At 36.4% G+C, this 11798-nt stretch carries 19 protein-coding genes; 17 read left to right on the top strand and 2 right to left on the bottom strand.

Annotated features, from left to right (window positions below; all coding sequences use genetic code 11):
• The first annotated feature begins 5 nt into the window (after positions 1 to 5).
• The 15 genes from cysI (at position 6) to gvpU (ending at position 8898) form a co-directional block, all read left to right on the top strand.
• A complete protein-coding gene (gene cysI / locus CEF19_RS21820) occupies positions 6 to 1724 on the top strand; it encodes an assimilatory sulfite reductase (NADPH) hemoprotein subunit (protein ID WP_100407997.1) in 1719 nt (572 codons plus the stop codon).
• Positions 1725 to 2166: 442 nt separating this feature from the next.
• Entirely contained in the window at positions 2167 to 2427 is a 261-nt protein-coding gene (gvpA, locus tag CEF19_RS21825; protein ID WP_100407998.1) for a gas vesicle structural protein GvpA, read from the top strand.
• 46 nt (positions 2428 to 2473) lie between these two features.
• Complete coding sequence (gene gvpT / locus CEF19_RS21830; RefSeq protein WP_100407999.1) at positions 2474 to 2938, top strand: YtxH domain-containing protein; 465 nt, start codon at positions 2474 to 2476, stop codon at positions 2936 to 2938.
• A gap of 33 nt (positions 2939 to 2971) precedes the next feature.
• Complete coding sequence (gene gvpQ / locus CEF19_RS21835) at positions 2972 to 3421, top strand: gas vesicle protein GvpQ (protein ID WP_100408000.1); 450 nt, start codon at positions 2972 to 2974, stop codon at positions 3419 to 3421.
• Positions 3422 to 3449: 28 nt separating this feature from the next.
• Positions 3450 to 3710 (top strand): gas vesicle protein GvpJ, encoded by a 261-nt coding sequence (gvpJ, locus tag CEF19_RS21840; RefSeq protein WP_100408001.1) that lies wholly within the window; start codon positions 3450 to 3452, stop codon positions 3708 to 3710.
• A gap of 71 nt (positions 3711 to 3781) precedes the next feature.
• Positions 3782 to 4048 (top strand): gas vesicle protein GvpO, encoded by a 267-nt coding sequence (gene gvpO, locus CEF19_RS21845; RefSeq protein ID WP_100408002.1) that lies wholly within the window; start codon positions 3782 to 3784, stop codon positions 4046 to 4048.
• 25 nt (positions 4049 to 4073) lie between these two features.
• The gene (gene gvpN / locus CEF19_RS21850) at positions 4074 to 4994 is read left to right on the top strand and encodes a gas vesicle protein GvpN (protein ID WP_100408003.1); all 921 of its coding nucleotides are present in this window, start codon (positions 4074 to 4076) and stop codon (positions 4992 to 4994) included.
• Between the two features lie 15 nt (positions 4995 to 5009).
• Positions 5010 to 5777 (top strand): GvpL/GvpF family gas vesicle protein, encoded by a 768-nt coding sequence (locus tag CEF19_RS21855; RefSeq protein ID WP_100408004.1) that lies wholly within the window; start codon positions 5010 to 5012, stop codon positions 5775 to 5777.
• The gene (locus CEF19_RS21860) at positions 5777 to 6031 is read left to right on the top strand and encodes a gas vesicle protein GvpG (RefSeq protein ID WP_100408005.1); all 255 of its coding nucleotides are present in this window, start codon (positions 5777 to 5779) and stop codon (positions 6029 to 6031) included. The genes CEF19_RS21855 and CEF19_RS21860 overlap by 1 nt, the downstream gene beginning before the upstream one ends.
• A gap of 10 nt (positions 6032 to 6041) precedes the next feature.
• Positions 6042 to 6848, top strand: coding sequence for a GvpL/GvpF family gas vesicle protein (locus CEF19_RS21865; RefSeq protein ID WP_100408006.1), 807 nt, complete (start codon positions 6042 to 6044; stop codon positions 6846 to 6848).
• A gap of 16 nt (positions 6849 to 6864) precedes the next feature.
• Positions 6865 to 7140 carry a gas vesicle protein gene (locus tag CEF19_RS21870; protein WP_100408007.1) on the top strand — a complete coding sequence of 92 codons (276 nt, stop codon included), beginning with the start codon at positions 6865 to 6867 and terminating at the stop codon, positions 7138 to 7140.
• Positions 7106 to 7390, top strand: coding sequence for a gas vesicle protein K (locus tag CEF19_RS21875; RefSeq protein ID WP_100408008.1), 285 nt, complete (start codon positions 7106 to 7108; stop codon positions 7388 to 7390). The genes CEF19_RS21870 and CEF19_RS21875 overlap by 35 nt, the downstream gene beginning before the upstream one ends.
• A gap of 25 nt (positions 7391 to 7415) precedes the next feature.
• On the top strand, positions 7416 to 7727 hold the full coding sequence (locus CEF19_RS21880) for a gas vesicle protein (RefSeq protein WP_100408009.1): 312 nt from the start codon (positions 7416 to 7418) through the stop codon (positions 7725 to 7727).
• Between the two features lie 40 nt (positions 7728 to 7767).
• Positions 7768 to 8469, top strand: coding sequence for a YtxH domain-containing protein (gvpT, locus tag CEF19_RS21885; RefSeq protein WP_100408010.1), 702 nt, complete (start codon positions 7768 to 7770; stop codon positions 8467 to 8469).
• 24 nt (positions 8470 to 8493) lie between these two features.
• Positions 8494 to 8898 carry a gas vesicle accessory protein GvpU gene (gvpU, locus tag CEF19_RS21890; protein WP_100408011.1) on the top strand — a complete coding sequence of 135 codons (405 nt, stop codon included), beginning with the start codon at positions 8494 to 8496 and terminating at the stop codon, positions 8896 to 8898.
• A 202-nt stretch (positions 8899 to 9100) separates the two neighbouring features.
• Here gvpU and CEF19_RS21895 read toward each other — a convergent pair whose 3' ends face one another.
• Positions 9101 to 9301, bottom strand: a complete 201-nt coding sequence (locus CEF19_RS21895) for a hypothetical protein (RefSeq protein WP_100408012.1) — start codon at positions 9299 to 9301, stop codon at positions 9101 to 9103.
• Positions 9302 to 9475: 174 nt separating this feature from the next.
• The gene (locus CEF19_RS21900) at positions 9476 to 10132 is read right to left on the bottom strand and encodes an SGNH/GDSL hydrolase family protein (RefSeq protein ID WP_100408013.1); all 657 of its coding nucleotides are present in this window, start codon (positions 10130 to 10132) and stop codon (positions 9476 to 9478) included.
• Between the two features lie 171 nt (positions 10133 to 10303).
• Here CEF19_RS21900 and CEF19_RS21905 point away from each other — a divergent pair, with 171 nt between their 5' ends.
• On the top strand, positions 10304 to 10495 hold the full coding sequence (locus CEF19_RS21905; RefSeq protein WP_100408014.1) for a DUF4177 domain-containing protein: 192 nt from the start codon (positions 10304 to 10306) through the stop codon (positions 10493 to 10495).
• Positions 10496 to 10857: 362 nt separating this feature from the next.
• A complete protein-coding gene (locus CEF19_RS21910) occupies positions 10858 to 11733 on the top strand; it encodes an AraC family transcriptional regulator (RefSeq protein ID WP_100408015.1) in 876 nt (291 codons plus the stop codon).
• Positions 11734 to 11798 lie beyond the last annotated feature (65 nt).

Raw genomic sequence — 11798 nt, forward strand, 5'->3', positions numbered from 1 at the left:
TCAACATGGTCAATAAAATATTAAAAGCACCAGAAGGCCCACCGAGTGACGTTGAGGGCATAAAAGAACGAAGTAATTATTTGCGTGGTACACTTGGAGAAACGATGTTGGAACGCATCAGCTCAGGGATTTCCGATGATGACAACCGGTTGATGAAGTTTCACGGCAGCTATTTGCAGGATGACCGTGATCTTCGCAACGAACGTCAAAAACAAAAGCTAGAACCAGCTTATCAATTCATGCTACGTGTCCGTACGCCGGGCGGAGTCTCAACTCCAAAGCAGTGGCTTGTAATGGATGAATTAGCTCAAAATTACGGTAATGGCACATTGAAATTAACAACACGTCAGGCGTTTCAAATGCATGGCATCTTAAAATGGAATATGAAAAAAACCATACAAGAAATTCATGCCTCCCTACTCGATACCATTGCGGCCTGTGGAGATGTAAATCGAAATGTGATGTGTAACCCAAACCCGCATCAATCCGAGATACATTCAGAAGTATTCAAATGGTCGAAACAATTAAGCGATGATTTATTACCACGTACAAGAGCCTATCACGAACTTTGGTTAGATGAAGAAAAAGTAATTTCTACGCCCGAAGTTGATGACGTAGAACCAATGTACGGCCCGCTTTATTTGCCACGTAAGTTTAAAATTGGTATGGCTGTTCCACCATCAAATGATATTGATGTTTTCTCCCAAGATTTGGGGTACATTGCTATAGTGGAGGAAGGCAAGTTAATTGGCTTTAACGTGGCTATTGGCGGTGGCATGGGGATGACACATGGCGATAAAGAAACGTACCCACAACTTGCCAAAGTCATTGGATTCTGTACACCAGAACAAATTTATGATGTGGCTGAAAAAATTATTACCATTCAACGGGATTATGGAAACCGTTCGGTTCGAAAAAATGCACGATTCAAATACACAGTAGATCGTCTTGGGCTTGAAACAGTTAAAACGGAACTTGAAAATCGTCTAGGTTGGAGTTTAAAAGAAGCAAAGCCGTTTCATTTTGAAGATAATGGGGACCGTTACGGTTGGGTAAAGGGTGTTAAAGGAAGCTGGCACTATACTTTATTTGTTCAAGGTGGACGAATCGCTGATTTTGATGATTACAAGCTAATGACAGGGCTACGCGAGATTGCGAAAATCCATACAGGCGATTTTCGTTTGACTGCAAACCAAAATTTAGTCATTGCCAATGTCACTAGTAAGAAAAAGAAAAAAATTAATGAATTAATCGAACAATATCACTTAACTGATGGTAAGCACTCTTCAGCCATTCGTCGAAGCTCATTAGCATGTGTAGCCTTTCCAACCTGTGGACTTGCGATGGCTGAAGCAGAACGTTATTTACCTGTTTTGCTCGATAAAATCGAAACAATTGTCGATGAAACCGGGCTGCGTGATAAAGAAATTACGATCCGCATGACTGGTTGTCCAAACAGTTGCGCCCGTCCTACCCTCGGTGAGATTGGCTTTATCGGCAAAGCACCAGGTAAATACAACATGTACCTTGGAGCTGCGTTTGATGGAAGTCGCCTAAGCAAAATGTACCGTGAGAACATTGGAGAAGGCGAGATTTTAAGTGAATTACGTGTACTTCTTTCTCGTTATGCAAAAGAACGTGAGGAAGGCGAGCATTTTGGTAACTTTGTCGTCCGAGCTGGAGTTATCAAAGCAGTGACTGATGGTACAAATTTTCATAATTAAGTAAGTATAAGAGACAGGAACTTTTTCCTGTCTTTTTTTGCGTTTTTTAAACGAATCCTTTTCGTTCTTCAAAGAAGCTGCAATGGCTCCGAAGGCTATGAAAAACCGACTCATAGCGTTCTAAAAACAATGCGAATCTCTAGTTATTATCCTCGAAAATCATGTTCTCTTAAACTTCTTTAAGATGTAACACTATTTTAATATATGTAATGTTTTAATTTTAAATCCCGAAAAAACCAAGCTACTTATATGTTTTAAATATTTCAAAGTTAAATAAGAGAGTATTTTTTTGCTAATTTTTAACAACAACTCTCTATTGTTAAAAAATCTCTGTTTTAATTTTGTTTTTTAATGGTATAGATTCATTAAACAAAATAAAAAATTAGCTAGTCACTTAACAACCCAAGTTAACTACATAACGTTATGAGAGGAGGGAAAGCAAATGAGTATTCAAAAAAGCACAGATAGTTCTAGCCTGGCTGAAGTAATTGATAGAATCTTAGACAAAGGTATAGTCATTGACGCTTTTGTTAGGGTTTCACTCGTTGGGATTGAAATTTTGACAGTTGAAGCTCGAGTAGTCATTGCAAGTGTCGATACATGGTTGCGTTATGCCGAAGCAGTCGGACTCCTCAGAGATGAAGTGGAAGAAGAAGGTCTTGCCAGTAGAGAAGACAATTCTAATCCGCAATTTAGTTTCTAAAATAAGATAAAAGAATAAAAAAATTACAGAGATGAGGTCTAAGAAGATGACAGTCAAAGAGAAGGAAGAACATAAAGAAGAGACTAAACAAAATGAAGAAGCAAGTGATACGAATCACTCTATGAATTTAGCCATCATTGGGGGCGTTTTAGGAGCTGGTATCGGATTACTATCTAGCCCTGGGACGAGCAAGAAATTCATGAAAAGTTTAAGTGAATCTGAAGTGATGAGAGTTGCTGGGAAAGAATTAAAAAGAACCGCACAAGAAATTTTTACAGAACAAGCAGTTAATAGTATTCGTCAAACGGCCTCTAGTTACATGAGTAAGTCTGAGGGAGGTCTATTAGGGCATTTGAAGAAACAGGATGAAAAGAATGAGGAAAGCACTTCTAAGAATGAAAAGGATTCCTCTCAGTACAACGAGATTAAAGAAGATAACAAAAACTTAAGTAATCGCCTTGATAAAATTGAAGACATGTTAAACGAACTAGTAGATTCAAAGAAATCGTAAGGACAATCTCGATGATTCCAGAGGGGGTACTTAATGGATAAGCCCGTTAAAAAGTTAGTAGGGAAAGCTGCTAAAACCGTAGCTGAACATACTCCTGAACCCATAAAGGAACAAGTAAAAGAAACAATAATCGATAAAACGAAAGATAAGTTTGTTGAGAATGTACAAGATAAAGCGAATGAAGCTGCAAAAAAATTAGAGAACGCCAAAAACGAAAATGCTGATAATGTCCATAGCAAAGCCGAAAAAGCAAAAGAAATTACACAAGATGTGTTGCTTACTGCTCGAGATAAGATAGGTAAAGTGGTAGAAGCTGGTGAGGAATTCCAAGAAAAGGTCTCTTCATCTACGAATGATAATGAGCAACGGAAAGTGAAGGGTGTTAGAAACATTAAAGGTGCAACCGATATTAAGAGTTCTACTAATATTAAGAGCTCAAAGAATATCAAATCGTCAAATAACATTAAAACGATGAGTTCCTAAATAAGAATGCGGAAGGAGAATGAGAAAAATGTCAGTTCAAAAAAGTACAGATAGTTCTAGTTTAGCAGAGGTTATTGACCGAATTTTGGATAAGGGAATTGTGATTGATGCTTTTGTAAGAGTATCTGTTGTAGGTATAGAAATATTAACGGTAGAGGCAAGAGTTGTTATTGCGAGTGTCGATACTTGGTTACGTTATGCCGAAGCGGTTGGCTTACTTCGAGATGAAGTTGAGGAAAACGGCCTACCATCCAACCAAAATGATAGAAATGCAAGCTTTAGTATCTAGGCGCAGTTCAGGATGTAGTCGGGGTTACAACAAACCCTGACTTGCCATCCTATATTTAGTGGGAGGGCATTATGGAAATAAAAAAAATCATGAGTAATGTTGCTGACTTCTTTAATGAACATGTCGCACCAATTCATAAAATCACTTCCGTTGAAGGCATCGATAACGAGGGTTGGAAGCTAACTGTTGAAGTTATTGAAGAAAAAGAATACATGAAAAAATATGCAAAAGACGAAATGCTAGGGGTATATGACGTCTATCTTAATCAAGAAAAGGAAGTCATCTCTTTTAAAAGACGTGATATTCGTTATAGAAGTGCTATCGGTCAAGAAATGTAGGACGTGGTGAGTAGGAGGGAAAAGAGTGACGGTCATTAAAGAAATGTTTAAAAAGGATGCTAGATTACTAATTCAAGACGAACAGACAAAAGATTTACTTTCTCGCTCTTTACAATACGCAAAAGCGGGTTATCCCATTCATTTCACAGGTCCGTCTGGAGCAGGAAAGACCTCGCTAGCTCTCGCCCTAGCTAAAAAAAGAAAAAAGCCAGTTATGCTCATCCATGGTAACCATGAATTAAACAATAAAGATTTAATTGGCGACTTTACTGGATATACGAGTAAAAAGGTTGTTGATAACTATATTCGTTCGGTTTATAAAAAGGATGAAAGTGTGAGCGGTACATGGAGAGACGGACGTTTGCTAGAGGCTGTTAAGAACGGATATACGCTTGTTTACGATGAGTTTACTAGGTCGCAACCAACGACAAATAATATCTTTTTATCCATTTTAGAAGAAGGCATTCTTCCTCTATATGGTTCAAAATTGACTGAACCATTTGTCCGGGTTCACCCTGATTTTTCCGTCATATTTACTAGCAATCCTGAAGAATATGCTGGCGTTTATCAAACACAGGATGCATTACTCGATCGGTTAATTACGCTCTATGTTGATTACAAAGACATCGACCGAGAAACAAGGATTGTTTCAGAAAAAGTAGACATGGAAGAGTATGAAGCCAAAGCAATCACGACGCTTGTATCTGACTTACGCAAAGCATGCAAAGAGGATGGCGGTCCAAGCTTACGAGCTTCATTGATGATTGCGAAATTAGCTAAGGAAGAAGATATTCCCATTGATGGAGACGATAGTGACTTTGTACGTTTAGCTATTGACATATTAACTCATCAATTAAGTCGATGTATCGACTCAAATCAACCAGTACAAACAGCAGAAGAGTTAATTAGAAAAGCTTGCAAGAATATGAAGGTTATTCGGGAATAAAAGGAGAGATTGACCATGAGCCAGGATGAGAATACAGGTATTTATATATTTTGCGGGATTCAAACAGACACGAATGATGAATTTGGTGAAATTGAATTCGAAGGCGAGAAAAGAAAACTTTTTACCATCCGCTTTAAAGATGCAGCAATTGTTGCAGCTGAAGTGCCAATGAAAATCTACCATCCTAATAAAGAAAACTTAATGATGCATCAAAAAACAGTTTCTCTTGTGGTGGAGCAGAATGATACTGTCATTCCTGTTAGTTTTGGCAATGTATTTCAATCAAAAGAGGACGTAGGGGTTCTACTCGAAAACCTATATCCACAGTTCAAAAAACTGTTTCCAGAAATTAAAGGAAAAATTGAAGTAGGATTAAAGGTAATTGGAAAAAAAGAGTGGTTAGAATCTCTTGTTAGTGAGAATGCCGAGGTTGAAAAGATGGCAGAAGCCGTCCGAGGGAAGTCCGAAGCAGCTAGCTATTATGAACGAATTCAACTAGGTGGAGTGGCTCAGAAACTCTTTACCTCCTTGCAAAAAGAAGTAAAGCAGGAATTATTTGAGCCATTAAAAGAGGTTGCCGAAGCATCAAAAGCAAATGATCCAATCGGGGAAAAAATGCTATTAAATGCCTCCTTCTTAATCGACCGAGACAAGGAAGAAGAATTTGACCAGAAAGTAAACGAAGCGCATGACAGTTGGAAGGATAAGGTCGATTTTAATTATAGTGGACCTTGGCCAGCCTATAACTTTGTCAATATCAGACTAACAGTTGAGAATGCCTAATGATCCATAAATTAATCTCTGCACCGATTAATTTAGTCATAAAAATCGGAGAAAAGGTGAAAGAAGAGGCAGACAAAGAATTATATGACCTTCCCACCATTCAACAAAAACTAATTCAATTGCAGATGATGTATGAGCTTGGAGAAATTCCGGAAGAAGCCTATAAAAATAAAGAAGAAGAATTACTAATGCGCTATGAAGTAGCAAAACGTTTAGAAATGGAACAATGGGAGCAGATGACCAAGAAGAAATGAGGTAAGAAAAATGAGTAATTTACTTTACTTATACGGCTTAATTCCAACAGATGAAACAACTAATCAATCCCTACCTTCCTTTAAGGGGTTTGAAGGAGATGGTGACATTTACACCATTCCTATAGAAAATAGCACAGCGGTTGTTTGTAACCTTCCTTCAGATAATTATTCTGAAGATATAATCAAGGATAAAGTTGAAAATGATATGGAATGGCTTCAAGAAAAAGCTTTTCATCATCATGAAACAGTCCTGAATTTATCAAAGATGTTCACAATCATTCCATTAAAGTTTTGTACGTTATACAAAAATCAGGAGAGCTTAATAAACGCAGTGCAGTCAAATAAAGCAAAAATGGAAAATACATTTTCTTTATTAGATGGAAATGAAGAATGGAATGTAAAAATGTACTGTGATGATTCATTACTTAAAAAACAGATTAGCAAGAACAATCCTTCTATCGAAGCGAAGAGAATTGAAATAAATGAATTACCTAAAGGAAGACAATTTTTTGAAAAAAAGAAGTTAGATAAGTTAATTGAATCGGAACTTGAAGAAGAAAAGAACCGAATAAGTGAAAAAATTGATTCGCACTTGAAAAAGTTTGTTCTTCAAGGAAACAGCAAAAAAAATTGGGGTAAAAACATGACTGGAAAAAAAGAAAATATGACTTGGAATGGTGTTTATCTTATCCCACAGGCACAGGTAGAGACTTTCTTAGAACAAATCCAACGATATGAAAAGGAAATGCAAGAAATGGGTTGGCAATTTGAGGTAACAGGTCCTTGGCCAGCGTACCACTTTTCTAGTTTTTCCTAAGTGAGGGAGACACTATATGTCTTTAAGAGAATCGGTTGAAAACAAGGACATCGCGCTTATTGATATTTTAGATGTCATCCTAGATAAGGGCGTAGCGATAAAAGCTGATTTAATCATTTCCATTGCTGGAGTTGACTTAGTGTACTTAGATTTACGAGTTTTAATTGCTTCGGTAGAATCTCTAGTTCAAGCTCAGCAAGAAAATGAGCAAACAGTATCTTCAGTGAATTTTGATAAACAAAGGGAGGAGCTAATTGATGCAACCGGCCAACCCAACAAGTGGAAGAATTAACTTAGACCCTGAAAAAGCTGAACATGGATTAGCACAGCTAGTTTTAACCGTCATTGAGTTGCTGAGACAAATCGTCGAGAAGCATGCCATTCGACGGGTAGAAGGTGGAAATTTATCAGACGAACAAATCGAAAAACTAGGTGAAGCTTTAATGAATCTTGAAGAAAAAATGGATGAGTTAAAGGAAGTTTTTGGTCTTGATGCAGAGGACTTAAATATTGACCTTGGGCCTTTAGGAAGCTTACTTTAATTCAAAATCCAAGGAGGGCCTCTTAATGACAGTCGAGCATTCCATGCAATCAAGTACGATTGTAGATGTGTTAGAGAAAATATTAGACAAAGGGGTCGTGATTGCAGGAGATATCACAGTAGGAATCGCTGATGTTGAACTGTTAACGATTAAGATACGTTTAATTGTCGCATCTGTTGATAAAGCGAAAGAAATTGGCATGGATTGGTGGGAAACGGATCCGTACTTAAGTTCTAAAGCTGTTGAGAACAACACGAAAAATCTCGAAGAAGTGAATCAAAAACTACTTGAGAGACTTGAATCTCTTGAAAAGAAATTTGATACAAAAACCGTATAAATGAAAAAAGATTTCAAACTAATCCTAGGAGGTTTTTACAATGGCAGAAACTAAAAATGTAGAAAATCAAACAGAGGAAAAAGCGACAAACAATGAAAATAAAGACTATGGTAGTCCACTAAAAAGGTCAGTAACAGGGGGAATAATCGGCGCTGCAGTTGGCTATTTAGCTACTCCTGAGAATGGGAAAAAGCTTATGGAGAAAATTGATCGAGATAAATTAAAAAGCAAAGGAATGGAATTTGGTCAATCTGCTAAAGAAAAGTCTAAAAAAGCAGCTGGTTCAATTAAAAATTCCGCTTTAAACCTATTTAATAAAGACGACGACTCAGAAGAACAAGAGGAGAATACTGAGACGGAAACAAGTCTGGAGTCAAACACAGAAGAAGAATCTTTAAAAGAAGAAAATGAAAATCTGAACGATCGTCTAGGACGTTTAGAAGAGATGCTTACAAAACTTACCCAAAACAATAATGATGAAGAAGAAAGTGAGCCAAAAGAAGAATCTGAAGACGAAAAGAAAGAGGACGAAAGCGACGAGGAAGACGATCAAGATGACAACGAAGGAGAAGAGGAGGAGAAAACAAAGAAAAATAACACGAGTGCAAAATCTAACAGAACAAAAAGAAAAAAGAATAGCTCTGCCGAGAAGTCCTCAAAATCAAAAAGTTCCTCAAACGAAGATGAGGAAAATGAAGGTGACGACACCACTCTCTCAAGTGATGATGACACATCTTCTTAATAAATAACGGAAGGAGAAGTGAAAATGAGTAATGATCCGAGTCCAGCAAAAGATAATATCCTTGAGTTTTTTGTGCAAGCAGCAAACAAATATGATTTTTCATTAGACATCTCATTAAATGTCAAAGGTGCGGTTATTACAGGTACGTTGGTATCGGCTAAGGAATATTTTGATATACTTAGCGAGTCCTTTGAAGATGGCAGTGAGATTGCTCAGAAGCTAAGTGACCGACTTACTAAGGCAGGAGATGAATTTGAGGCGCAAGACGATGTTGAAGCTTATTTTATCCATTTAAAAAACACAAAAGTATATTGTGGTGACAGTAAGCCTACACCTTCCAGAGGAAAAATTCTGTGGAGAGGCAAGTTAAGTGAAGTTGACGGTTTCTTCTTAGGGAAGATTTCTGATACCCCAGCGAAAAAAACATAACACTATAGCCGCACCAAGTAGGAAATTGAGGTTTCCTACTTGGTGCGGCTTCGCTATCATTAGATGATTCTTAAACAAGAGATAAATTCATTAAATAACTAGTGTCCTACTATATTAATGGTAGGACACTAGTTATTATCTAGACTCATATACTAAAGATTCTAGCTGTAAACGCATACATTTTTCAGAATTTTAATCTTTTTTACATCAAGAACCCATTACAGTGAGGACATAGTGATTTATCATATTGATTCGGGAGGACCCCTTGGCAATGCTTACAAGTTCTTTCTGGGTCAACCACTTCATCTGATGTTGCTGACCGTTTCTTTTTCATAGAAGTAACAATAAAAACAATAATCACAAGCACGATAATCCCTAAAAGAATGCCTAACCACGATGACATCTTAATCAGCTCCTTTGGTGATATGATTATTTCTTTGTTCTTATTAGTCCCATACCTCTTTATGAGCCCCAATAAACATTCTATTTAAGAGATAATTATCACGATGTTAAGTAACTAATTAAAGAGATATGTAAGCTTTTAGAGAGGTAATTCAGAATGGAAAAGAATTTCTCTTCAAGATTTATTCCAGTCAAACCCCAACTCTTTTAATAACACTCTAGCCAAAACCATGTGACCGGTAGCAGTTGGATGGACGCGATCCCATGCTAAGGTCGCTGAATAGAGTTCTTTCAAAATAATATTAAAGGCTTCTTGTGTATCAACAAAAAGACAATCATACTTTTCTGCTAGTTGTTTGACAACCTCACCATATTGATCCATTGTATGGCGCATCGCATCCTTCTCATTGCTTTCAAGGTAGAAAGGAGTCATCAGAACGAGTCCTGTTACAAGCGGTTTGGTCTTCTTAATCAATGCTTCAAGCGTTTCCTTGTATTCGTCGATATACACGTGATAATCCTTAATAAAGGGTGTGTCATACTGGCGCCATACATCGTTAATTCCGATCATGATAGATAAATAATCTGGTTGTTGGTCTACTACATCCTCTTGCCAACGCTTTTCTAAATCTCGAACTGTGTTACCACTAATTCCTTTATTAACGGTACGAATACCTAACTCTGGATAAACTGATTGCAAAAGTGCATCAACGAAAGCTACATACCCCTTACCTAATGCGCCAAATAAACCTTCGCCTTCAGGCTTAGCTCGTTCGCAATCTGTAATAGAATCACCAATCAACAAAAACTTCATACCCTGTTCAAGCTTCATATCGTATGCCTTCTTCCTACATTATATTTTAGTAGACTGTCATCTTAACAAAACCTACCTTGAAATTATCTCATTTTTATCAAAAGAATTCCATTAACCTTTATAAAAATAATTTATTTAAGCATAGCTTGTAATTATTCATAAACATATACAAAGAGGGAGGGATGCAAAATGTTCGAATATAAGTTTGAAAGAATCGAATTAAGTACTTGGAGTTCAAGTCCAAAAAAAGAATATCAAGAGTTGACTCATCAACATGCCAAAAAAGGTTGGAGACTTGTTCAAATATTTGCCCCGAGTACTCGAGGCTCCGGTTCGTCCTCATATTTTGAAATTATTTTTGAAAGAGAAGTAACAGACTAAATGCTGCGCATAAAAAACTGGATAAATCTTGAAGTCAGAGTTGAAGTACAATATAAAAATCTTGTTTAGGAATATTTAGGGCATCGTTAGAAAATAGGACTATTTTATTGCTGTTTGACATCATCGTTTTCAAAGCAAAAAACCAGGACTCTTGTTGTGGTTCTAAAGAAACTCTTTTAATCAATTATTTTTATAATCTAAATGTTTTCTTACCTATTTATATATTTTCCGTGAAAATAATAGAGCAATATTTGCACACATTTAGAACAATTATAGGATATGTTTTCTAATTTATTCATGTTACCATTGCTTTTGTAATCGCTTTCTTAAATTAATATAAGTTAAGTTAGGAGGGAAAGGATGTGAGTAATCAACAAGAATTGCTATGCGAACGTAAAAGTTTTTCGATCGTGTTAAAAGATGACTACAAAATACCTGTTCATTTTCATTCACATCCTGGCTATGAAATTGTTTGGATGACAAAGGGAGAAGCCCAATACATATTTGAGGAAAAAGTTTATCATATGACCAAAGGGCAGGTTTTATTCTTTAAGTCAGATGAATTACATAAAGTTCACGCAAACAATGACGTTCCTTATGAACGAATGGTTCTCCAGTTTAGAAATGATTTTTTTAAAAACAAAAATGACTTTCTTAGTGAGTTACAGCTTTTTCTTGAAAATCTGCCACATCCTCACCACTTATTGCAATTCTCGCCATTGGAAGCTCAGCAATTTCAACAAATCATGGAAAGGCTGTTAGATGAATATGAACATGAAGAGTATTGGGGGCAAAAACAAGCCATTGAACTTTATTTATTTGAGTTATGTTTGTTTATTTGTCGAGAAATCAAATCCCCTTCAAACAACGTTCTCTTACCAAGTTGTTCCACGGAAAAAGTAACCATGCTTGAAAATGTATTAAAAGAATTAAATTCAGTTTGGGATACAACTTGGAGTTTAGATGTTGTTGCAAAAAATTTACATATTAATAAATTTTACTTATGTCATTTTTTTAAACGTGAATTTGGGTTAACTGTCCAACAATATATTCAGCAAAGGAGAATCCACGAAGCAAAGAAATTACTAATCAATACGGATATGACAGTTAAGGACATTTCAAAGCGCGTTGGTTTCATCACCAATTCAAACTTTATTCGGAGCTTTAAGAAGTATGTTCATATGACACCGAAGCAATACAGAAATGTTTCAGAGAATAAAGTAGTGAAGTTTTATTAATTTACCATTAACAACCACTTAAGGAGGTGATTTCCCTCAATAATATACTGAATATTAGGATAATT

Origin of the sequence: Bacillus solitudinis, assembly GCF_002797395.1 — a bacterium.
In the GTDB taxonomy this organism is placed as follows: domain Bacteria; phylum Bacillota; class Bacilli; order Bacillales; family Bacillaceae_D; genus Halalkalibacter_A; species Halalkalibacter_A solitudinis.